Raw genomic sequence first — 22178 nt, forward strand, 5'->3', positions numbered from 1 at the left:
AATTATTATTGGCTTCTTTTTATATGAGAAATTAAATTGTTAGTTTATAATTACAAGATTTACATCCATCTAATAGACTATCATTTCGAGTTAATTCCATGTTAGGGAATAGGATTTCAAAAATTCCTTTCATCATATCTCCGTGCATGTTACAAATTTCAGTTGGATGATGAACAGCAACTTCTTTAAATGGACAATTGTGTACATCATAGAAAATTTTTGTTCCATCTGCACTTAATTCAAATGCAGGTGATAAGCCAGCTGTTGAGAAAGCTTCTTTTGCAATTTGAACTTTTTGTTCCACTGTTAAAGCATCTTCACTCACATTTAAACGTTGCATATGTTGTTGCATTAATTCAGCTCCGAATTGTTTTCCTGTTTCGTATAGCGCTTTCTCACCAGCAGCGCCAAGGCTAAGTAAAGAATTAAATGCGATTCTTGCTAACAATTGATAATCACGGAATGGAAATTGTAATTGGATAACATCTTCAGATAAGACATACAATCTGCTCGGTCGTCCGCCTTTTCCAGTTTTCTTCGTTTCCGATTTTAGCATATGAACATCTTCTAATTTAGATAAATGTAAACGCGCTACGTTTGGATGAATGTCAAACTCATCTGCAATTTCTTGTACCGTTACGTAACTATGTTTTTGCGAAATATATTTATAAATGTAATAACGAGTTGGGTCAGATAATACACCTGTAATTTTTAAAGCTTGTTCCATGAGGATCTCCACCTTTATCACTTTATCCAAGATAATAACATTATAATACAGATAAACATGAGTATAGGTAATTTCAGACAATAATTCGGAAATTGTTCATAATTTCACAAACATATTTTTCCTTTTTCCTCTATTGAAAATACAAAAGTCCAAATTTTTATTGCGAATGTTTTCATGCTATATACATAGTGAGGAGGGAAAAGTAATGAATGGGATTGAAATTTTTGCGAATACAATTTTAAAAGAAGCGTGTAGGGTACAAGCGTCAGATTTACATATTGTGCCCCGGCAGAAGGATGTAGCAGTGCAACTACGTATAGGAAAAGATTTAATGACGAGACAGTGTATTGAAAAGGAGTTTGGAGAAAAACTTGTCTCACATTTCAAATTTTTAGCATCTATGGACATAGGAGAGAAACGGAAGCCACAGAATGGTTCGTTGTATTTGCAAATTGATGGACAAGAAGTGTATTTACGCCTTTCAACACTTCCAACAGTATATCAAGAAAGTCTCGTTATTCGCCTTCATTTACAAGCATCTGTTCAGCCCTTATCACATCTTTCGTTATTTCCAAGTACGGCAGCAAAACTACTCTCGTTTTTACGCTATTCACAGGGGCTACTCGTATTTACTGGACCGACTGGATCTGGGAAGACGACGACAATGTATGCATTATTAGAAGTAATTAGAAAAAAGAAAACACGTCGCATCATTACACTTGAAGATCCGGTTGAAAAAAGAAGTGACGATGTATTACAAATTCAAATAAATGAAAAAGCGGGTCTCACATATGAAATAGGATTAAAGGCTATTTTACGTCATGATCCAGATATTATTTTAGTCGGTGAAATCCGGGATGAGGAAACAGCAAAAATAGCTATAAGGGCAAGTTTGACAGGACATTTAGTAATGACAACGCTGCATACGAATGATGCGAAAGGAGCAATCATTCGTTTCATGGATTATGGTATAACGAGGCAAGAGATTGAACAGTCTTTATTGGCTGTAGCTGCACAGCGACTTGTCGAATTGAAGTGTCCGTTTTGCAGAGGAAAGTGCTCAACTTTATGTAAATCAATGAGGCAAGTAAGGCAAGCAAGCATTTATGAGCTACTATATGGACATGAGTTAAAACAAGCACTTAAAGAAGCAGATGGAGAATGTGTTACTTACAAACATGAGACTTTAGAATCGTCAATACGAAAAGGATATGCTTTAGGTTTTTTAGAAGAAGATGTTTATGTTTAAGAAAACTTGGAGTTTAAGTGATCAAGTAGTATTGTTGAAACGTTTAGGAGAATTATTAGAAAAAGGCTACTCTCTTTTACAAGCATTAGAATTTTTACAGTTTCAATTACCTGTAGAAAAGAAAGTACAATTGCAGCGCATGATTGAGGGGTTAAAAGATGGGAAAAGTCTACACGATTCTTTTCATCAGTTAAAGTTTCATCAGGACATGTTAAGTTATCTATTTTATGCCGAGCAACATGGTGATATTTCTTTTGCTTTGCAACAAGGAAGTGCACTTCTTTATAAGAAAGATAAGTATAGGAAAGACATGATGAAAATAATGCAGTATCCTATGTTCTTGATGTTTTTTCTACTAATCATGCTTTTTATTTTTAACCTCATTTTATTACCTCAGGTTGAAATGGTTTATAGTTCGTTCGGTTCTAATACACCACTACTTACAGAACAAATTTTAAGTGCAATAAAACTGCTACCATACATTATTTTAACCGCTATTTTAACTGTTATTATTGGATGTAGTTTATACATGTTGTATTTTAGGAAACTTCCACATATTAGACAGGTAAAAATCATGCTTCGTATTCCTCTCATCAAAACATTTCTTATTTTAAAGCATTCACATTATTTTGCTACTCAGTTGAGTGGTTTATTAAATGGTGGACTATCAGTATGCGAAGCTTTAACAATAATGATGGAGCAAAGATATCATCCGTTCTTTCAATATGAAGCGAATCGGATTGAAAGACAATTAATTGGAGGAGAACAGTTACAATCTATCATTGCTAAAAGTGGGTATTACGAGAAAGAACTTTCTTATGTTATTACGCATGGACAAGCAAATGGAAATTTAGGGATTGAATTAGGTGACTATAGCGATCTTATTATGGAAAAGATGGAACGAAAAATTAAACATATGTTAGTTATCATTCAGCCTATTTTATTTACATGTATTGGGGGAATCGTTGTCCTTATGTATTTAGCGATGATTATGCCGATGTTTCAAATGATGAATTCTATTTAGGGGGCATTTGTATGCAGAATGAGGAAGGATTTACTCTGTTAGAGATGCTATTAGTAATGGTTGTCATAACTATATTATTACTATTAATTATTCCAAATGTAGTTACACAGCGTTCATCGGTCCAAGGAAAAGGGTGTGCAGCTTACGTGAAATCTATAGAAGCGCAAATACAAGTATATCAATTACAACATAATAAAATTCCATCGTTAAAAGAACTGGCAGATGAAAAGTATATTACAACTGATAAGTGTCCGAATGGCGAATCTATTCATATATCAGATGATGGCACAGTATCAATTAGGGCATTGTGAAACAACAAGGGTTTACTTTTTTAGAAATGTTACTTGTTTTATTTGTTATTTCTGTATTAAGTATAGTTACGTATTTTAGTGTTCATTCCTTATACGAGCGACAAAAAGTTGAACAATTTTTGAGACAGTTTTCAAATGATATTTTGTATATGCAGCAATTAGCGATAAACCATCAAAAGCACTACACATTACGTTGGCATAAAGATAGAAATATGTATGCTATAAAAGAGTCAGGTACAAAGTATTATATCGTCAAGCGAGAGTATGAAGAAGATATACAAATTGATTTGCATACGTTTCCAAATCCGATGACATATAACCCAAGTGGAAATATTAATAGAGGTGGTACGATTATAATTTCGTATAGAAATTATAAATATGAAATTGTATTTCAGCTTGGAAGAGGGAGATTTACGTATCGTGAAATGTCAAAAAGGATCCATAATGGCTGAAATGATTGTATCGTTAAGTGTTTTAATGATGGCTGTATCGTTACTACTACCGCAAACAGTATTAGTTATGCAAGAAAGAAAAAATATACAAATTCGTTATAAGGCAACTGGATTATTAAAAAAAGAAGCAGCTATATATATGTATGGAAATGAAGAAAAGACGAATAATAGAAAAGAATATAAATGAAATTGTATATTACACATATTGGGGAGGCAATGAAGTTTGTACCATGTGGAAAGATGTGAAAGACAGAATGATGGAACAATGCTTTTATGTAGGAGAAAAAATAAATTAGAATTTGGTTTTTCATTAATAGAAATGATTGTATGTCTGTTTCTATTATCAATATTTTTTTTGCTCTTTCCCCGCCTACATTTCATTGAAATGGAAAATAAACAGTCGAAAGGGTTAAATGATTGGGAGTGGGATGTGTATTTAGGGCAAATGCAATTGGAGTTTCGTGAAGTATCATTTGGAGAACAGCTAGCATTTGAAAATGGAGGAAGTATTTTACAATTCCGATCGCGTAATGGGAGTGAAGTATCGTATGAAAAAGAGAATAGTCGTCTTATAAGAAAGGTAAATAGGCGCGGGAGGGAAGTTGTTTTACAAAATATTGGAACGGTTTCTTACAAACTAACACCTCATGTACTCATTATAAATGTGAAAGATACTAGTGGGAAAATATATGAAGGTGTAGTTATGCGATATAGCGAAATAGGAATAAACGTATGAGAAAGCAAAAGGGATTTACAATGCCTGGAACGATTATCTTTCTTATTTTATTAACTTCTTTTTTTATATACGAAACAAATATGTTGTTTACAGATAAAAATTTTTATATAGGAATAGAACAAAAATTTTTATTGGATGAATTACTTAACCGATCTATTACAGATATAAAAAAAGACTTACAGCAAAAAGAAAAAGAAGGTGCATTTTTCTTTCAGTATGAAAAGGGAGAAGCGAGTGGAAATTATGTCTTTGAAAATGATTTAATTCTCGTTGCTTTGCAGTGTACACTCAAACAGGAAGCTTTCTATACGGTGAGTTTTCGGTATAGAAAAAAGGATGGGAAAATAGTCGATTGGATAGAAGGATAATATGTAAAATATATATAGATAAACCAGGATTTCCTATTGTAAATTGAATTGATTTTTTAGAAGAAATGGATAAATATAATGATTAAAAGTTTAAATTTTCTCAAAAAAGAGAAAGGTAGAAAGAATATGATATATTCATGCTATCCAATCATTATTTTTAGGGAGAATAGGGAAATGACAAACAACAATCAAATAGGTGAAAATAAGGAACAAACTATTTTTGATCATAAAGGAAATACGATTATGACAGAAGATAGAGAAATACACATTATTTCAAAATTCGAAGAACCTCTTATTGTCGTATTAGCAAATGTACTAAGTGATGAAGAGTGTGATGAATTGATTGAAATGTCTAAAAATAAAATGGAGCGTTCTAAAATTGGTTCATCACGTGATGTAAATGATATTCGAACAAGTAGCGGTGCATTTTTGGAAGACAATGAACTTACTTCAAAGATTGAAAAACGAATTTCATCTATCATGAATGTTCCGGTGGCGCACGGAGAAGGATTGCACATTTTAAATTATGAAGTGGATCAACAATATAAAGCACACTATGATTATTTTGCGGAACATAGTAGATCAGCTGCTAACAATCGTATTAGTACGCTTGTAATGTATTTAAATGATGTAGAAGAAGGCGGGGAAACGTACTTCCCGAAATTAAATCTTTCTGTACACCCTAGAAAGGGAATGGCAGTATACTTTGAGTATTTTTATCAAGATCAATCACTAAACGAGCTTACGTTACACGGAGGGGCACCTGTAACGAAAGGCGAGAAATGGATTGCAACGCAGTGGGTGAGAAGAGGTACTTATAAGTAAAAGCGAGTGTTACGTTTTGTTCTTTATAGTATAAGAACAAAACGTTTTTTTATTAAACAAAGTAGCATCTTTCGTTATAATAACAATTAATAAATGACGATTGAGAGGACAAGAAATGAAATCTATATACATAACCGGCTACATGGGAGCTGGGAAAACAACAATTGGAAAAGCATTAAGTAAAGAACTTCATATGGATGTTGTAGATACTGATCAAAAAATCGAAGAGAAGCAAGAGAAGGCAATTCGTGATATTTTTGCCGAAGAAGGTGAAATGGCTTTTCGCGAATATGAAAGTGAAATGTTACGTTCACTACCGAGTCGTAATGTAATCATTACAACTGGTGGCGGCATCATTGAACGAGAGGAAAACCGAAAGTGGATGAAGGAAAATGGCACCATCGTGTATTTATATTGTGATCCACATGTAATTGCAGAAAGGCTTCGTGAAGATACGACACGTCCACTATTTCAAAAGAAAGATATAGATGCATTCGTAAAGAAATTTGAATCACGCCGAGCTTATTATGAAGAGGCTCACATTCATATCGATACGACAAATAAGTCTGTAAGGCAAATTATGAATGAATTAAAGGAAAAGATTAATGTATAAAAAAGTGGACATACTAATCAAGTAGAGGTGATGATAATATGTCTACTAATGATTATGTTCGCTTTGTGACGCAGCAGTTTGTGTCGTATATGGATGCTCCAAAAGAAGATCGAAAACAAAAGAAAGAACAACGCCGTGCTGAAAAAGAGCCATTTATGAATAAGTGGTTTGGTGTTATGCCGCTGAGTGCTGCTTTGTTTTACCGAAATGTAAAAAGTAAAAGAAAAAAATCAAGTTAAATTTTAGTCATATGTTTAGCAAACCAAAAATCCCCTAGTGTCGTATTACACTAGGGGATTTTTATTTACTGCACGGATTCTTGTTCTTCCGTAACGGCATGTATTTTATTGTTCACCCATACGAACCCTATTCCGATACAAATAGAAATGCCCCAGCCGACAGCGGTCATAATCGCTCTCATTTCACCATAGCCATCTACACCAAAAACAGAGATGAAATAAATTTTTAAAAAGCTTTTTAATATAAATTGCAGCCCGAAAAATAGCGTTAAATATTGCAGTGCTGGATATATACGACTATCACGATAAAGCTCACGACTTTTATCGCGATCATGGCCTTGCAGTGCGGCAATATCCGCAGCGAAATATAACATAAGTGGTTTCTTTATAAAAATTGTACATATGACGATAATACCGAGTACGATGTGATAATATGCATCATTCCACAACATTCGTTCAGCTGACCCAGATAATAAATCTACCGTTGTATTAGAAATGAGTGTAATTAAAATAAAGAACCCTGTCACGTTAAACTGTTTTTCTTTTTTAAAGGTATACAGTGTATAAATAATCCCCGGAACAGAGGAAAGTAACATCGCGTAATAAGGATCGATATAAGGTTTTGCAAATTTCCAAATGAGGAATGGGATTACGAGATAAAAGACAAGATCTAATATAGCTTTTTTATTTTGATTCATACAAAGCCTCCTTAAGTCATACATATATTTTATAATATAATTTCTGAAAATTGTATAAGGTTTAATGGGAAAAGAAAAAATATATCAATTTTCGAGGGGGGAGTAGATTGAAAAAAATTGCCCCTAGCGTAGTAAGTTTTTTTAGTATATAATAAAGGAAACGCTTTCATTTTTAATTTGTTCACAAAATGGACGGAAAATCACATATTTACTATCGATATGTTGCTTTATAATGAAACTAATTAAATATACATGCATACAATATTGTGAAATAAATAACATAAATAATCTATATAAATGTAAACGTTATCAAAAGAGAGAGGTGGAGACAATGAGTAAATTTTTCTTCAATCATAATCCAGCAACAGTAGAGGATGGAAGGCTTGTTAAATATGCTGAAATTATTTATGGAGAAGGTGGCCGTTCTGTATTAGAAAATTTAATGGTGAAGGCATCTATCAGATTGCGTGATCGTTATCCGAATAAATCTGACGAGCAGATCTCGAACCTAGTAAATAAAGGCATCCATGATATGTTTCAAAAATATGTGAGCGAGTAAGAGTGGCCAATGGCTGCTCTTATTTTTTTGTATAAGGATTGTAACTCTAGCTGAAAATAAACATGTATTCTGAAAAACGTAAAAAGGAGTGGGAAAGATGAGCAATGGAATTGGACGTTCGAAAGAAAATCTTCCAACTGATGCAAATCATGTGAGCGCGAAGGATCGTGCGTATCAAAAACGCATGGCAAAGCAAAAACAACAAGAGCGTAATGAGGATAGAGAATAACTCGAAATAAAGCTCCTTCTAAAGCAGAAGGAGCTTTATTTTGATAGAAAATGATTCGCGGTAACATAAAAGAGTCCACCGTTAATAATTTGCACTGTAATACGTGGTTCATACTGTTCTTGCAGAGCTTGTTTTTCAATTTCATAGCTCTCAGGAAGTTCGTCACTTTCTTCATAAAAACGGTTTAAAAGGTCTAAATCATGATTCCAACGCACTCTTGCTTCTTTTGCCCACGTATGGTCATCTTCTGCAATTATATTTTTTAAAGCGTCTTCTATGCGTTGTAAACCACTTTGAGGTTTAATGATAGGCGAGAGCGTAAAACAAAAATCAGGTATTTTTGGTGTAAGTTTAATGTTTGTTAATGTTTCATGAAAGTTTGCCATCATTGTTCCAGAAATGAGATGAATACCAATCGAGTGAAGGATGTCTTTTTTTCGATCACATTGATAGGAAACTTTTATATTAATACCGAGCCAAGGGTGGAGCGGTGTATGTGTTGTCCCATTATGTCTTACATCCTCATATAAACGTATGTATGAGCCTAATTCTTTTGTCGTTTGGAAAATTTGATGTAGACGTGGTGAACCGTAGTGAATAAGCTCACCATCATTTTCTTCATTTTCTGGATTTGTAATAAGAGTAAGGCGCATCGGATTCGGTACGCCTCCTGTTTTCTCAAGATAGTGCCAATAAAAAGGGCGATTCATTAATAATTTATCCATCTCAATTGTTAACTGTACATCTAATAAATGAGGAGAACGTTCTAAAATTTCACAGTTATTCGCCTCAAAGAAATTGTATAAGTAATTATGAATTTCATGTTGCTGCATAGCCTTGCACCTCAGCTTCATTTCGTTTCGCAAAGTCGATAATAGATGTTAAGTTTTCCATCTTAATTCTAATTTCACCTTCGCTTTTTGATTGCGCGAAAATTTCTTGAATGTGCGCGTCGATGTTTTTCATATTAATTCTCGTTAAAATTTCATCGAGTTCACCAATAACACGCTCGAATAAGTTGATTTTTTCATATAACAGTTTCAGAATATGTTCTTCAACAGTATGCTTTGTAGCTAAGTTATAAATATGAACATCATTTTTTTGACCGAGACGGTGAATACGTCCGATTCTTTGCTCAAGACGCATTGGATTCCATGGCAAATCATAATTGATCATATGGCTACAAAACTGTAAGTTAATCCCTTCACCACCAGCTTCAGTTGCAATTAATACTTGTGCGTGGTTTTGGAAAAGCTCCTTCATCCAATCTTTCTTCCCGCGTTTAAATCCGCCGCGGAATGGGACAGAAGAAATACCGTGTTGTTGTAAAAACCATTGTAAGTACATCTGTGATGCTCGGTATTCCGTGAAAATGACGACTTTATCGTCAATTTCTTTTATAAGCTCAAGAGCTTTATTTGCTTTTGAGTTGAAAGGAATATGATTAATTTTGTCCATTAGCACATCGATATGTGGATCTTTTATATAATGTTCATTTTCTTTCTGTCTTTTTTCTACATGCTTTTTCAATGAATAGTAAACAGCCTCACGACTACTACACGCTTCCCGTTTTAAAGTTAACGATGAGAAAGCAGATGTGAAGGCGTCTTGTCCTCGCCAATTTTCGATATCATTATATAGAGCTTGTTCTTGTTCATTAAACTCAACAAAAATTGTACGTACATGTCTCTTCGGCCAATCGATACCGGTATTATGTCGTCTATTTCGCACCATTACTTTGTTAATGAGAGCTTTTAAGTCTTCATCTGATTCGGCTGAACGATTTTTGGAAGCGTAATATTCTTCAAAGTTGGATTGATTGCCTAGATGTCCTGGCTTTAATAAAGAAACAAGGTTAAAAATTTCATCAATCTTATTTTGAACAGGAGTAGCGGTTAGTAATAAACAAAACTTCTTTTTTAATCGTTGTGCAAATTCATAGTTTTTTGTTTTATTATTTTTCAGTTTATGTGCTTCATCGATAATAATAAGGTCATATTCTAAGTTCAACACGATATCGCGATGTGGTGAACGTTTCGCAGTATCAATTGACGATACGATTACGTCAGCTTGTTCCCATGAGTAGCTTTTCTTTTGTGCTACAGCGGGAATGAAAAACTTTGTATTCAGTTCGTATGCCCATTGTGATACGAGAGAAGCTGGGACAAGTATAAGTACCTTTTTCACAAGCCCGCGGACCATGTATTCTTTCAAAATAAGTCCAGCTTCGATTGTTTTTCCAAGGCCTACTTCATCTGCTAGAATCGCTTTACCGTTCATTTGTTCAATCACATTTTGAGCGACTTCTAATTGATGCGGAAGCGGTGTGAAATGGGATAAATGTTTCGGTGCTTGTAGTCCATCAAAAGTAGGAACAAGTAACGATTTTTCTGTTTCATAAGCTAAGTGATATAAATCCCAGTTTGTCCAAGGACCATCTTCGTCAATTCTATTTAAAAAATTGTTTTGCCATGTCCGATCTACGGAAATATCGACATTCATTACAACTCTCCCACCTTTTATAAACTAAAGTAATTATTTTTTAATGTATGATGATTTGCCTTAAAAGAAGGCATAATTATCGTTATTAAAGGCTATATGATAGACAATAATAAAGTATTAAATCTCAAAAGCTGTATTTATTGTGTTTTAACATAAAAAATTCTAAATTATTTTTTATGCTAGAATATTGATGAAATATAGCGAATGATGTTAGGATAATGGTGTGAAATGTGTGGAATCTTTCGTATTTTATCCAAGAAAGTGATTTTTTATTTACGCTTTCATAAAAAAATATAATGAGATTCCGTATATCCTATCTTTTCAGAATGAAAATGTTTAGAAAAGGGAAGCAACTTTTATTGATTTGTCAAAGCATAAGGGGGAGAGAGCATGATTACATTACAACGTACACCGTTATTTGATGTATACGCGAAGTATGGTGGAAAAACAATCGACTTCGGTGGTTGGGAATTACCAGTTCAATTTTCAAGCATTAAAGAAGAACACGAAGCTGTACGTACAGCTGCAGGTTTGTTCGATGTGTCTCATATGGGAGAAGTTGAAGTAAAAGGTGTAGATAGTTTAGCATTTTTACAACGTGTTGTTACAAATGACGTATCTACCTTAAAGGTAGGGGGCGCACAATATACAGCTATGTGCTACGAAAATGGTGGTACAGTAGATGATTTATTAATCTACAAACGTGGTGAAGAAGACTATTTATTAGTAATCAATGCATCAAATATCGAGAAAGATTACGAATGGTTAGCAAGTCATGTAATTGGCGATGCGACAGTAGTCAATGTTTCTAGTGAAGTTGCACAGCTTGCAATTCAAGGACCAAAAGCAGAAGGCATTTTACAAAAAGTTGTGTCAGAAGATTTGAAAGAAATTAAGTTCTTTAAATTTAAAAACGATATTCTTGTAGATGGAATTCCAGCACTTGTATCTCGTACAGGTTACACAGGTGAAGATGGATTCGAAATTTACTGTAAGAGTGAAGATGCTGCAAAACTTTGGGAGAAACTTCTTGAAGTTGGAGCAGAAGAGGGCTTAAAAGCATGTGGTTTAGGTGCTCGTGATACACTTCGATTCGAAGCAACATTACCACTTTATGGACAAGAATTATCAAAAGATATTACACCGATTGAGGCTGGAATTGGCTTTGCGGTAAAAACAAATAAAGAAGCAGACTTCTTTGGAAAAGCAACGTTAAAAGAGCAAAAAGAAAACGGTGCGCCTCGTAAATTAGTCGGCATCGAAGTAATCGAACGTGGAATTCCTCGTACGCATTACCCTGTATTTATTGGTGAAGAAAAAATTGGGGAAGTAACGAGTGGTACACAATCTCCAACGTTAAAGAAAAGCATTGGTTTAGCACTAATTGATGTAAAATACGCAGCAGTTGATACAGAAGTAGAAATTGAAATTCGTAATAAACGCGTCAAAGCAGTAGTTGTTCCAACACCATTTTACAAACGTTCAAAGTAACGGGGAGAGGGGTAGATTTCATGTTGCATCGTTATCTTCCAATGACAGAAGAAGACAAAAAAGAAATGTTACAAACGATCGGCGTTCAAACGATCGATGAATTATTCTCTGATATTCCAGAGAGTGTTCGTTTTAAAGGGGATTTAAAAATTAAAGAAGCAAAATCAGAGCCAGAGCTTTTAAAAGAGCTATCTCAAATGGCTAGTAAAAATGCTAACTTAAAAGAATACGCTTCTTTCTTAGGAGCAGGCGTATACGATCATTATGCTCCAGTAATTGTAGATCATGTTATTTCTCGCTCAGAATTTTATACAGCTTACACACCATACCAACCGGAAATTTCACAAGGGGAATTACAAGCAATCTTTGAATTCCAAACAATGATTTGTGAATTAACAGGAATGGATGTAGCAAACTCTTCTATGTATGACGGGGGTACAGCTTTAGCTGAAGCGGCAATGTTAGCAGCTGGTCATACTCGCAAAAAGAAAATTCTTGTATCTAGCGCGGTTCATCCAGAATCAAGAGCAGTACTTGAAACGTATGCAAAAGGACAAAATCTTGAAGTTGTTGAAATTAATCATAAAGATGGTGTAACAGATTTAGACGTATTACAAAGTGAAGTAGATGATACAGTTGCTTGTGTAATCGTTCAATATCCAAACTTCTTCGGACAAGTTGAAAAATTAGCTGATATTGAAAAAATCGTTCATCAACAAAAATCATTATTTATCGTTTCTTCAAATCCATTATCATTAGGCGCATTAACACCACCAGGGAAATTTGGTGCTGATATTGTAATCGGTGATGCACAACCATTCGGTATTCCAACGCAGTTTGGTGGACCGCACTGTGGTTACTTTGCAACAACGAAAGCATTTATGCGTAAAATTCCAGGACGTCTTGTTGGACAAACTGTAGACTCAGATGGTAAACGTGGATTTGTATTAACGTTACAAGCACGTGAACAGCATATTCGTCGTGATAAAGCGACATCTAACATTTGTTCAAACCAAGCGTTAAATGCATTAGCAGCTTCTGTTGCAATGACGGCACTTGGCAAACAAGGTGTGAAAGAAATGGCACGTCAAAACATTTCTAAAGCACAATATGCAAAACGTCAATTTGAAGCGAAAGGCTTCACTGTAACATTTGCTGGACCATTCTTCAATGAGTTTGTTGTAGATTGCAAGCGTCCAGTGAAAGAAGTAAACGATGCATTATTACAAAAGAATATTATCGGCGGTTACGACCTAGGCCGTGATTATAAAGAGCATGAAAACCATATGCTTGTAGCAGTAACTGAGCTTCGTACAAAAGAGGAAATTGACACACTTGTAAACGAAATGGGGGCTATCCAATGAAGAACCAAGACCAAGCACTTATCTTTGAAGTGAGTAAAGAAGGACGCATAGGATATAGCTTACCCAAATTAGATGTAGAAGAAGTGAAACTAGAAGATGTGTTTGAGAGCGATTATATTCGAGTAGAAGATGCAGAGCTACCAGAAGTATCTGAACTTGATATTATGCGCCACTATACAGCACTTTCAAACCGTAACCACGGTGTGGATTCTGGATTCTATCCACTTGGATCTTGTACGATGAAATATAATCCGAAAATTAATGAGAGTGTAGCTCGTTTCGCAGGATTTGCAAATATTCATCCGTTGCAAGATGAAAAGACAGTACAAGGTGCAATGGAATTAATGTACGACTTACAAGAGCATTTAATTGAAATTACAGGTATGGATACTGTTACTTTACAACCAGCAGCTGGTGCACACGGAGAATGGACAGGTTTAATGTTAATTCGTGCATACCATGAAGCGAATGGTGACTTTAACCGTACGAAAGTAATTGTTCCTGACTCTGCTCACGGAACGAACCCAGCATCTGCAACTGTAGCTGGTTTTGAAACAATTACAGTAAAATCAAATGAAAATGGCCTTGTTGACTTAGAAGACTTAAAACGTGTTGTAAACGAAGAAACAGCAGCACTTATGTTAACAAATCCTAATACATTAGGTCTATTCGAAGAAAATATTTTAGAAATGGCAGAAATCGTCCATAATGCAGGCGGTAAATTATACTATGATGGTGCAAACTTAAATGCGGTATTAAGCCAAGCACGCCCAGGAGATATGGGATTTGACGTTGTGCATTTAAACCTTCATAAAACATTTACAGGTCCTCACGGCGGTGGTGGCCCAGGTTCTGGTCCAGTAGGTGTGAAAGCTGATTTAATTCCGTACTTACCAAAACCGATTTTAGAGAAAACGGAAAATGGTTATCACTTCAACTACGACCGTCCAGAAGCAATTGGTCGTGTGAAACCATTCTATGGTAACTTCGGAATTAACGTTCGTGCATACACGTATATTCGCTCTATGGGTCCAGATGGATTGCGTGCAGTAACTGAGTATGCAGTATTAAATGCGAACTATATGATGAGAAGATTAGCGCCATTCTACGATCTTCCATTCGATAGACATTGTAAGCATGAATTTGTATTATCAGGTCGTCGTCAAAAGAAACTTGGTGTACGTACATTAGATATTGCAAAACGTCTGCTTGATTTCGGTTATCATCCACCAACAATTTACTTCCCATTAAATGTGGAAGAATGTATTATGATTGAGCCGACAGAAACAGAATCAAAAGAAACATTAGATGGTTTCATTGATAAGATGATTCAAATCGCTAAAGAAGTAGAAGAAAATCCAGAAGTTGTACAAGAAGCACCGCATACGACAGTCATTAAACGTTTAGACGAAACGATGGCTGCACGTAAACCAGTTTTACGTTATGCGAAGCCAGCTCCTGTACAAGTTTGATTAAAATAACAAAAGAAGAACTCGCTGAGGCGGGTTCTTTTTTTGTATGGATAATTTGTCCCGGATTAACGGACAGTAAACTCTCAACTCAAAACTTAGCTGGTGCAAAGAAGCCAGGTGGGAGATAAACTGTCCGTAAATGCCCGATTGGTTCAACTAATAATCAGTGGGGATGAACAAAAATCCCCGCTGATTAAAGTTTCACTTTATGCAGAAATAGTGAAGAAAATGTTAAAAAAATATGTTTTTTGTTTCCTAATGGTGTAAAGGTGTAGTTTTATAGGTAGTTTTGTTGAAAAAGTCGGTTTGATAAAAGTATTTATTTTTGTTAGAATTTTATTGAAATTAAGAAGATGTGATGAGGCAAAGATTACTCATTTTTATGTATATGTGAAAAAACGAACAAGACGGGGGTGAAATTTTGGGATATCGATGTTATAGAATGGTATACCATTTAGAAAATGGAGAAACAATTAAAGATGTAAAAGAATTTTGCTATCGGGACCAAGGAAAAGTGTTAGAAAGAGTAGCAAATCGTGTAATGGATAATAGAGAAGTGACGGCGATTGATAAACAAGGAACAATCATTTCAATAGCATGTGAGGACATTGTAAAGGTAGAACTTGATTACATAACAGAAAGTTAACCTTGAGTCATATCGAATTATTCGATAAAATAAACTGTTGAATGGTGAAGTGAGAAGAGAGGAGTTTATCATGGGTAGTACAAGACACTTTTATATGTTTATCTTAGCGTTTGTTCTTGTTGTGGCATTAACGATTTACTTAATTGTTGACAGCAGCTGGTACAATACAGTTCATCCGGCATTCCTTCTGTTTATGTATATAGGAATTGCAGTAGTAAGTTTCGGAATGAGAGACGAGATGTTAGATCGCTTTGAAAAGTGATACATATACGAAAGACCAACAGGAAAATGTTGGTCTTTTTTTCTTGCCAAAAATAGGATGCTGTGTATATACTGTATATATAAGGTATACACAGTATATACACACACTGGAGGAAAACATGAATATTATTATTTCGAATTCTTCCCAAGACCCTATTTATGTGCAAATAAGAAAACAATTAAGCCAGCTTATTTTAAATGGCGGTTTAAAGGGTGGAGATCAATTACCGTCTATTCGTAGCTTAGCGAAGGAATTACAAATTAGTGTCATTACAACGAAGCGTGCATACGAGGAGCTTGAAAAAGAAGGATATATAGAAACTGTTGCTGGGAAGGGGACTTATGTTTCACGTAAAAATAATGAACTATTAAAAGAACAAAGGTTTCGCCTATTGGAAAGTAAAGCGAAAGAGATTGTGAATGAAAGTAAAGCGTTGCAGCTTTCACTTGAAGAATTACAGCAGATGATTGCGTTTTTATATAAGGGGGAATGAGAGAGATGTTAGAGTTAAAAAATGTTTGTAAAAGTTATGAAGGTTTCGCAGTGAAAAATATAAGTTTTACGTTACCACGCGGATATATTATGGGGTTTGTCGGACCGAATGGGGCCGGGAAAAGTACGACAATCAAAATGATTATGAATTTAATTAAAAAAGATAACGGAGATATAAAAATTTTTGGCAAGGACAATAAGAAAGCTGAAAAGGAAATAAAACAAAATATCGGCTTTGTATATGATGAAAATCATTATTACGAAGATTTAACGTGTGAACAAATGAAGCGTATTATTGCACCGTTATATAAAAAGTGGGACGAAGAGCAGTATCAATCGTATATGCATAGATTGCAAGTTCCAAAGTATAAAAAAATTAAAGAATTATCAAAAGGAATGAAAATGAAATTTGCGATTGCCATCGCACTTTCGCACCACGCAGGGTTTATTATTATGGACGAACCGACAGCAGGGTTAGATCCAGTTGTTCGAAGTGAATTACTTGATATGTTGCAAGAAATTGTAATGGAAGATGAAGTATCCGTATTATTCTCAACGCACATTACAACAGATTTAGAGCGCATTGCAGATTATGTTACGTTCATCAATGATGGAGAAATTATATTTACTGGTGAAAAAGAAGACTTAATGGAGAACTACGTAATCGTAAAAGGAAGTAATGATTTATTAGACCAAGAAGGAAAAGAACTATTTGTTGGATTACGAAAAAATAAATTTGGTTTCGAAGGTTTAGCGAAGGATAAACAAGGAATTATCGATTGGTTTGGAAATGAGGTTGTACTAGAAAAGCCTACATTAGATGACATTATCGTTTACACTGCGAAAGGGAGAGGTGTCTATGCGTCAGCTTGTATATAAAGATTTGTTCTTTTTTCGGGTAATGTGGTTAGTGAATTTTGTTATGCCTCTTTTGTTTTTTATGTTAGAGCCAAGTGGTGAATTTTTATTTCCGATGAGTTGTCTATTTATAACCCTCTCCTCCGTTATGACGTTAACCTTTATGGATGAAAGAAATAAAAGTGACATTATTATAAATAGTTTACCAGTAAGTCGGAAGGATATCATTATTGCTAGATATATTTCCTGTGCAATATTTATTGTCGGTGCCATGGTTTCAACTATGATAATTGTATTCCTTTTAAGAGGTATTGCTGTTATTGATGATATTGGTGTATACCATCCTAATTTTTATATTGAAATTCCATGGTATGTAGTGGTAAGTGGAGTGATTTATTCTGTAGTATTTGTGGCGACATTTTTTCCTAGTTATTATGGTACAAAATCAAAGGGCATGAGAAGTATAGTATCAGCCGCAGCAATGGGGATTGGTGTACTTCTTTGGATATTTATTAGTGATGGGCTGAATGAAACAACATCTTCATTCAGTGAGTGGATTATGAATCCAGTACATATTGGTGTATTTACAGTTGGAGGAATGATATTAGCTAGTGCCTATATCGCTTCTATGTTTCTTACAATTAAAATTTATAAAACGCGTGATTTATAGAGAGGGGAATTCATATGCAACAGTTGATTTTGAAGGAGTTTTTTTTACAGAAGAAGATGTTTCCTTTCTATTTTTTAATCCCTATTTTATCTATTTTTAAGAATTCCGTCGAACCAATGGGGATTGCAATAGGATTATTTATAACATGTAGTACGATTATATATATTTCTTTTTATTATGACGAGAAAAGTAAAGCGGAAAAAGTATTAGTGAGTTTACCTATAACGAGAAAAGAGATAATTATAGCTAAATATATTTCAAGCACATTATTTATTATGGCTGGTTTGAGTGTAACTTTTATAGTCGTAATATTAGGAAATATTTTATTGGACAGGGATATAGTCATGCCTGGATATGCAGTGTTTTCAGCGATAGTAGCAACTTTGATTTATTGTGTAGTAACGATACCGACTAATTACATTGGGGGATATAAAGTTATTACAGTCTTGAATTTGATTATGCTGTTTCCTTTAATGGGTATGATTGGTCTTATGTGCAATATTTTTGGTGATAAAACAATTATGTTAAAAGTACTTCACTCTCAAGAGGCTACACTAGCAATGGGTGTTCTTAGTATTGGAGTATTAGTGAGTATATTCATATCAATGTTCCTCTCAATGAAAATGTTTCAGCAGGCAGAGTTATAGAAGGGACATTTTCATATTAGGAGGTGCAATACATGATTAAGCAACTAATTTTAAAAGATTTCATTATTCAATGGAAATTTTTAATTTGGTACATACTGTATCCTGTTTTCTTTTATATGGCCTTAACAGATACGGAAAATCTGTTCATAATTATGTCAGTAATTATTACAATTGGGGCAACAGTAAAAACGTTTGAAGCAGATAGTAAAAATAAGAGTGAAGTTATAGTAAATAGTTTACCAATATTGAGAAAACAAATTGTATTTGCAAAATATATAGTAGCAATTATTATTCTTTTTATAAGTGTAATGGTCGGTTGTTTTACGATGGGAATGAAGAATGGGGTTAACCTATTTGAATTTATTGAAACGACAATGGTTGCTAGTATTAGCTTTATTTTAGTGTATTTAAGCTTTGTTTTACCGATATCGTTTTGGTTGGCCTATAAAAAAACTATTTTTATTGCGATTTTTATACTAATAGCACCTATGGCCGTTTCTTCTATTTTCTTTGGAATCAACCTAGAACAAATTCAACTATATAACAGCTTGTTATTCATTAGTTCAATATGCATGTTCATAATATCTATCTTTGTTTCAGTAAAAATATATAAAAAAAGAGAATTTTAAAAGGTGCCTTAAAAAAAGGCACCTTCTTCAATAACGACAATACGAGAGCAGTAGTTTATAAAAAGAAACGCTATTTGGTACATCTTTTGGAGTATGTAATATAAAGCTGAAAACGATGATGAGAATAAGAAATAGGAAAAATAAAAATAGGATTTGCTTATGTATAGAATTTTGCATATTATCCACTCCTTTTTTAGGGTAGTATGTCCAAAAGAAAGGAGTGTATGAAAAATTTTAGGAGGGGAGAATGATGAACAAAAGAAAATGGTTATATAGAATAGGAATATTTTTATTTTCAATCGGTCTCATATTAGCAAATGTTTACTCGAATATACCACCGTTATTTCCAAGTTTACATAAAGGGGGTGGTATAAATATTTCCATAGTTGGTCTGTTTTGTCTTATCACATCTAACTTCTACAGAAAGTCTGAATGAATATAAAAAAGGACAGTTACTCTTTTTCAGAAATACTGTCCTTTTTAAATAACTTATTCCATAGTTTGGTGATACTCCATATAATGACGATTGCAATGGAGGCGATAATGGACCAAACAATCGATATAATTTCAAGTGTCATGTTAGGAAGGAATGTGAGAATGGATAATACTTTATGAAACAATGATTCTATTATATGAAAACTTATTTGTAATAGAATGACGATACAAAGTGTGATCCATGCTAATATTTTCTTTCCTTGTTCTTTCCACATGACATTCACCTCACGTTAGCTTAATAGTTTTAAGCCAACAGCGCCGCATAAAATGCAGCTTAAGAAAGCAAGACGACGCCAATCCGCTGATTCTCGGAAAATGAGAATGCCTAGAAGTGCACTTCCAGCAGTTCCGATTCCAGTCCAAATCGCGTAAGCAGTTCCCATCGGTAATGTGTTCATCGCAAGAGATAAGAAGAAGAAGCTTACGCCGAAGTTAGCGATTAAAATAACTTTTGGTGCCCAGCCTTTCTTTTCAGTGGCTACTTTCATAAAGAGTACACCAATAATTTCACAAATACCAGCTAGAATTAAAAATACCCAAGCCATTTTATGCAGCCTCCTTCGCTTCTTTTTCTTCTGTTACTCGTTTTAAACCAATTACTCCGAAGAAGATTAAACCGATTAATAAAACTTTTACGATAGAGAAAGGTTCTCCGAAAATGAAAATCTCTGTAAGAACGATTCCACCAGCTCCGATTCCTGTAAAGACTGCGTATACAGTGCCGACAGGTAAATCTTTATAAGCTCTAAATAATAAGACGAAACTAATTGTAATTAATAGAGCAACACCAGCCCATTCAAGTGGTGCCTCTGCTTTTTTTAGTCCAATCACCCAAAAGATTTCAATAATACCAGCGATGATTACATAAATCCATGCCATATGTCATTTCTCCTTCCTACCAGTCGTTAGGTAAAGGGCTTAAAAACGACGCATTGCAAAGGGCAATCCGTCAGTTTGAAAGTCCGCGCCAAAATACTTTCCAAGAAGCGTCTAAACGTGTCTCAAAACGATTTAAACCTGCGTATAATAGTTCAACCATAAGACCGTCGAGTAAGCATAGAAAAGCCTCTAAGGCATCTTTTACTTCAATGTTATGCAGCTCATCTTGTTCGCTTGCTCTTTTAAATACAGGGAATAAAAGTTTTCCGACGTTTTCAATGTGTACATTTGCTTTATTAATAATTTGTTCGCGAAATGCATCAGGCGGAAAATAAGAAGTTCGTAACCAAAACATTGATTCTTCACTTTCACCAAATCGTTTTGCATACCCTTTTAATAATTTTAAAAGCAATTCTTCAGTGGACGAATTGGAAAAGCTTTCGATATCGCCTGTGAAGCTCTGCAAATCTTTTTGAAGAGCAGATTCTAAGCATATGAAATATAGCTCTTCTTTTCCTTTAAAGTGTGCGTAAATCGATGGTTTTTTAATCCCAACTTCTTGAGCAATATTTGCCAATGAAGTTCCTTCATAGCCGTAGCGTGCGAAATGAGAAAGTGCTACAGCTTTAATGCGGTTTGCTGTCATTTTCATCCCCTACCTACCGTTCGTTAGGTTCATTATATGAGATGGGAAATATAAAGTCAATAGGTGAAGAGCTGAGAAAGAGCGTTATAAGTAACGCTCTTTTTAGACAGTCTCTCGCTCAATTAAATGGAATGAAAGTTCTTTTGCACTGCCGACAATTTGCTCGCTTTGGATCTGCTTATGGAATAAAGAAAAAGCATGTGAGCCCATTGCGAGACCGGGATGTTCAATTGTGGAAATTTCTAATGCCTTTGAAATTTCATGATTATCAAATCCAAGGATAGCAAGGTCTTCAGGTACTCGAATACCATGTTTTCGAGCCTCTGTTAATAAACCAGCTGCAACTTGATCGTTCGCTGTGAAAATAGCAGTTGGACGATTTTTCATATTTAAAATACGATGGAGTATTTGTGCTCCGTCCTGCATTGTATAGCATTGGTGGAAAATCCATTCAGGATGCAACGTTTTCCCTTCGTTACGAAGTGTATCGGCGAACGCTTTTTCGCGCTCCATGGAATTTACACTTGTTTTTCTTGCTAAACAAATTCCGATTTTTTCATGGCCTCTACTTAGTAAATAGGCAGTACCGAGACGGAAACCTTCATAATGATCTACGTAGATGGATGAAATGAGGGGATGCTTCATTTTTTCACATGAAATAATAGGGGCAAATTTTGCAAAAGGTTCGATTTGTTCCCAAGAGCTCGTTCGGGAGCAAATAATCATCCCATCAAATTGTTTCATTTTCATCATTTCAAGAACACGAATTTCTTCAATACTATCGTAATTCGTTTGACATAAATTAATGTGATATCCGGCAGCTAACGCTTCGTTTCCGATTCCTTCAATAATCGTACTGAAGTAGGGGAGGTTAATGAAAGGAAGCATAACGCCAATTGTATATGTTTTCCCTCTTATTAAATGGACAGCATTTATATTTTTTGCGTAGTTTAATTCTTCAACAGCATCTAGAACACGCTTACGCTTTTCTTCTTTTACGTAAGGGTGATTATTCAGGACACGAGAAACAGTTGATATCGATACACCAGCAGTTTTAGCAATTTGTTTTATATTGGCCATATGTATCACCTCTTT

32 protein-coding genes and 1 pseudogene are annotated in these 22178 nt (G+C 34.6%); 23 read left to right on the forward strand and 10 right to left on the reverse strand.

Annotated elements, in window-relative coordinates; all coding sequences use genetic code 11:
- Window positions 1-31: 31 nt before the first annotated feature.
- Entirely contained in the window at window positions 32-727 is a 696-nt protein-coding gene (locus HMPREF1014_RS03190) for a helix-turn-helix transcriptional regulator (protein ID WP_000434125.1), read from the reverse strand.
- A 205-nt stretch (window positions 728-932) separates the two neighbouring features.
- On the opposite strand from HMPREF1014_RS03190, the gene comGA reads away from it, so the two are divergent.
- The 10 genes and pseudogenes from comGA to HMPREF1014_RS03240 all read left to right on the forward strand — a co-directional run bounded on the left by comGA (window position 933) and on the right by HMPREF1014_RS03240 (window position 6544).
- Window positions 933-1976, forward strand: a complete 1044-nt coding sequence (comGA, locus tag HMPREF1014_RS03195) for a competence type IV pilus ATPase ComGA (protein WP_001013179.1) — start codon at window positions 933-935, stop codon at window positions 1974-1976.
- Entirely contained in the window at window positions 1969-3000 is a 1032-nt protein-coding gene (gene comGB / locus HMPREF1014_RS03200; RefSeq protein WP_000475184.1) for a competence type IV pilus assembly protein ComGB, read from the forward strand. Before comGA ends, comGB begins: the two co-directional genes overlap by 8 nt.
- Window positions 3001-3011: 11 nt before the next feature.
- Window positions 3012-3311 (forward strand): competence type IV pilus major pilin ComGC, encoded by a 300-nt coding sequence (comGC, locus tag HMPREF1014_RS03205; protein WP_001178686.1) that lies wholly within the window; start codon window positions 3012-3014, stop codon window positions 3309-3311.
- Window positions 3308-3763 carry a competence type IV pilus minor pilin ComGD gene (comGD, locus tag HMPREF1014_RS03210; protein WP_000813142.1) on the forward strand — a complete coding sequence of 152 codons (456 nt, stop codon included), beginning with the start codon at window positions 3308-3310 and terminating at the stop codon, window positions 3761-3763. Before comGC ends, comGD begins: the two co-directional genes overlap by 4 nt.
- Window positions 3756-4059, forward strand: a pseudogene (locus tag HMPREF1014_RS03215) (type II secretion system protein). The gene comGD and the pseudogene HMPREF1014_RS03215 overlap by 8 nt, the downstream one beginning before the upstream one ends.
- A complete protein-coding gene (gene comGF / locus HMPREF1014_RS03220; RefSeq protein ID WP_025966338.1) occupies window positions 4029-4499 on the forward strand; it encodes a competence type IV pilus minor pilin ComGF in 471 nt (156 codons plus the stop codon). Before HMPREF1014_RS03215 ends, comGF begins: the two are co-directional and overlap by 31 nt.
- Entirely contained in the window at window positions 4496-4867 is a 372-nt protein-coding gene (gene comGG, locus HMPREF1014_RS03225) for a competence type IV pilus minor pilin ComGG (protein WP_001231272.1), read from the forward strand. The genes comGF and comGG overlap by 4 nt, the downstream gene beginning before the upstream one ends.
- A 174-nt stretch (window positions 4868-5041) precedes the next feature.
- The gene (locus tag HMPREF1014_RS03230) at window positions 5042-5692 is read left to right on the forward strand and encodes a 2OG-Fe(II) oxygenase (RefSeq protein WP_000183860.1); all 651 of its coding nucleotides are present in this window, start codon (window positions 5042-5044) and stop codon (window positions 5690-5692) included.
- A 115-nt stretch (window positions 5693-5807) separates the two neighbouring features.
- Window positions 5808-6305 (forward strand): shikimate kinase AroK, encoded by a 498-nt coding sequence (gene aroK, locus HMPREF1014_RS03235; RefSeq protein WP_000836633.1) that lies wholly within the window; start codon window positions 5808-5810, stop codon window positions 6303-6305.
- A 38-nt stretch (window positions 6306-6343) separates the two neighbouring features.
- Window positions 6344-6544 (forward strand): YqzE family protein, encoded by a 201-nt coding sequence (locus HMPREF1014_RS03240; protein ID WP_000106083.1) that lies wholly within the window; start codon window positions 6344-6346, stop codon window positions 6542-6544.
- A gap of 65 nt (window positions 6545-6609) precedes the next feature.
- On the opposite strand, the gene HMPREF1014_RS03245 is transcribed toward HMPREF1014_RS03240, so the two are convergent.
- Window positions 6610-7242 carry a VC0807 family protein gene (locus tag HMPREF1014_RS03245; RefSeq protein WP_001073111.1) on the reverse strand — a complete coding sequence of 211 codons (633 nt, stop codon included), beginning with the start codon at window positions 7240-7242 and terminating at the stop codon, window positions 6610-6612.
- A 141-nt stretch (window positions 7243-7383) separates the two neighbouring features.
- Complete coding sequence (locus HMPREF1014_RS29460; RefSeq protein ID WP_001987222.1) at window positions 7384-7500, reverse strand: hypothetical protein; 117 nt, start codon at window positions 7498-7500, stop codon at window positions 7384-7386.
- A gap of 73 nt (window positions 7501-7573) precedes the next feature.
- Here HMPREF1014_RS29460 and HMPREF1014_RS03250 point away from each other — a divergent pair, with 73 nt between their 5' ends.
- On the forward strand, window positions 7574-7801 hold the full coding sequence (locus HMPREF1014_RS03250; protein ID WP_000032702.1) for a hypothetical protein: 228 nt from the start codon (window positions 7574-7576) through the stop codon (window positions 7799-7801).
- Between the two features lie 97 nt (window positions 7802-7898).
- Complete coding sequence (locus HMPREF1014_RS31975; protein WP_000064668.1) at window positions 7899-8030, forward strand: hypothetical protein; 132 nt, start codon at window positions 7899-7901, stop codon at window positions 8028-8030.
- Window positions 8031-8065: 35 nt separating this feature from the next.
- Here HMPREF1014_RS31975 and HMPREF1014_RS03260 read toward each other — a convergent pair whose 3' ends face one another.
- Window positions 8066-8863 (reverse strand): YqhG family protein, encoded by a 798-nt coding sequence (locus HMPREF1014_RS03260; RefSeq protein ID WP_001183967.1) that lies wholly within the window; start codon window positions 8861-8863, stop codon window positions 8066-8068.
- Window positions 8850-10532, reverse strand: a complete 1683-nt coding sequence (locus HMPREF1014_RS03265) for a DEAD/DEAH box helicase (protein ID WP_001100037.1) — start codon at window positions 10530-10532, stop codon at window positions 8850-8852. The genes HMPREF1014_RS03260 and HMPREF1014_RS03265 overlap by 14 nt, the downstream gene beginning before the upstream one ends.
- 390 nt (window positions 10533-10922) lie before the next feature.
- On the opposite strand from HMPREF1014_RS03265, the gene gcvT reads away from it, so the two are divergent.
- The 11 genes from gcvT to HMPREF1014_RS03325 all read left to right on the forward strand — a co-directional run bounded on the left by gcvT (window position 10923) and on the right by HMPREF1014_RS03325 (window position 19499).
- On the forward strand, window positions 10923-12023 hold the full coding sequence (gene gcvT / locus HMPREF1014_RS03270) for a glycine cleavage system aminomethyltransferase GcvT (RefSeq protein ID WP_000631769.1): 1101 nt from the start codon (window positions 10923-10925) through the stop codon (window positions 12021-12023).
- A 20-nt stretch (window positions 12024-12043) separates the two neighbouring features.
- Window positions 12044-13387 carry an aminomethyl-transferring glycine dehydrogenase subunit 1 gene (gene gcvPA / locus HMPREF1014_RS03275; RefSeq protein WP_000903240.1) on the forward strand — a complete coding sequence of 448 codons (1344 nt, stop codon included), beginning with the start codon at window positions 12044-12046 and terminating at the stop codon, window positions 13385-13387.
- A complete protein-coding gene (gene gcvPB, locus HMPREF1014_RS03280) occupies window positions 13384-14859 on the forward strand; it encodes an aminomethyl-transferring glycine dehydrogenase subunit 2 (protein WP_000795702.1) in 1476 nt (491 codons plus the stop codon). Before gcvPA ends, gcvPB begins: the two co-directional genes overlap by 4 nt.
- Before the next feature lie 442 nt (window positions 14860-15301).
- On the forward strand, window positions 15302-15505 hold the full coding sequence (locus tag HMPREF1014_RS03285; RefSeq protein WP_000262496.1) for a DUF3929 family protein: 204 nt from the start codon (window positions 15302-15304) through the stop codon (window positions 15503-15505).
- A 70-nt stretch (window positions 15506-15575) separates the two neighbouring features.
- Complete coding sequence (locus HMPREF1014_RS03290) at window positions 15576-15767, forward strand: hypothetical protein (protein ID WP_000535933.1); 192 nt, start codon at window positions 15576-15578, stop codon at window positions 15765-15767.
- A 118-nt stretch (window positions 15768-15885) separates the two neighbouring features.
- The gene (locus HMPREF1014_RS03295) at window positions 15886-16260 is read left to right on the forward strand and encodes a GntR family transcriptional regulator (protein WP_001021347.1); all 375 of its coding nucleotides are present in this window, start codon (window positions 15886-15888) and stop codon (window positions 16258-16260) included.
- 5 nt (window positions 16261-16265) lie between these two features.
- The gene (locus tag HMPREF1014_RS03300) at window positions 16266-17138 is read left to right on the forward strand and encodes an ABC transporter ATP-binding protein (protein WP_000891309.1); all 873 of its coding nucleotides are present in this window, start codon (window positions 16266-16268) and stop codon (window positions 17136-17138) included.
- Window positions 17119-17787 (forward strand): ABC-2 transporter permease, encoded by a 669-nt coding sequence (locus HMPREF1014_RS03305; protein ID WP_001249567.1) that lies wholly within the window; start codon window positions 17119-17121, stop codon window positions 17785-17787. Before HMPREF1014_RS03300 ends, HMPREF1014_RS03305 begins: the two co-directional genes overlap by 20 nt.
- A 14-nt stretch (window positions 17788-17801) precedes the next feature.
- The gene (locus HMPREF1014_RS03310) at window positions 17802-18434 is read left to right on the forward strand and encodes an ABC-2 transporter permease (protein ID WP_001186558.1); all 633 of its coding nucleotides are present in this window, start codon (window positions 17802-17804) and stop codon (window positions 18432-18434) included.
- Between the two features lie 32 nt (window positions 18435-18466).
- Entirely contained in the window at window positions 18467-19063 is a 597-nt protein-coding gene (locus HMPREF1014_RS03315; protein WP_000595347.1) for an ABC-2 transporter permease, read from the forward strand.
- 247 nt (window positions 19064-19310) lie between these two features.
- Window positions 19311-19499, forward strand: a complete 189-nt coding sequence (locus HMPREF1014_RS03325) for a hypothetical protein (protein ID WP_009326528.1) — start codon at window positions 19311-19313, stop codon at window positions 19497-19499.
- A gap of 16 nt (window positions 19500-19515) precedes the next feature.
- On the opposite strand, the gene HMPREF1014_RS03330 is transcribed toward HMPREF1014_RS03325, so the two are convergent.
- From HMPREF1014_RS03330 to HMPREF1014_RS03350, 5 genes are all read right to left on the reverse strand, one after another.
- Window positions 19516-19773 (reverse strand): DUF3975 family protein, encoded by a 258-nt coding sequence (locus tag HMPREF1014_RS03330; RefSeq protein ID WP_000265428.1) that lies wholly within the window; start codon window positions 19771-19773, stop codon window positions 19516-19518.
- Window positions 19774-19788: 15 nt separating this feature from the next.
- Window positions 19789-20103: a DMT family transporter gene (locus tag HMPREF1014_RS03335; RefSeq protein WP_000312623.1), complete on the reverse strand. Its 315-nt coding sequence runs from the start codon at window positions 20101-20103 to the stop codon at window positions 19789-19791.
- A gap of 1 nt (window position 20104) precedes the next feature.
- Window positions 20105-20437, reverse strand: coding sequence for a DMT family transporter (locus HMPREF1014_RS03340; RefSeq protein WP_000312339.1), 333 nt, complete (start codon window positions 20435-20437; stop codon window positions 20105-20107).
- Window positions 20438-20507: 70 nt separating this feature from the next.
- On the reverse strand, window positions 20508-21089 hold the full coding sequence (locus tag HMPREF1014_RS03345; protein WP_002005730.1) for a TetR/AcrR family transcriptional regulator: 582 nt from the start codon (window positions 21087-21089) through the stop codon (window positions 20508-20510).
- A gap of 96 nt (window positions 21090-21185) precedes the next feature.
- A complete protein-coding gene (locus tag HMPREF1014_RS03350) occupies window positions 21186-22163 on the reverse strand; it encodes a LacI family DNA-binding transcriptional regulator (RefSeq protein WP_001273982.1) in 978 nt (325 codons plus the stop codon).
- Window positions 22164-22178: the final 15 nt, after the last annotated feature.

Origin of the sequence: Bacillus sp. 7_6_55CFAA_CT2, from assembly GCF_000238655.1 — a bacterium.
In the GTDB taxonomy this organism is placed as follows: domain Bacteria; phylum Bacillota; class Bacilli; order Bacillales; family Bacillaceae_G; genus Bacillus_A; species Bacillus_A cereus.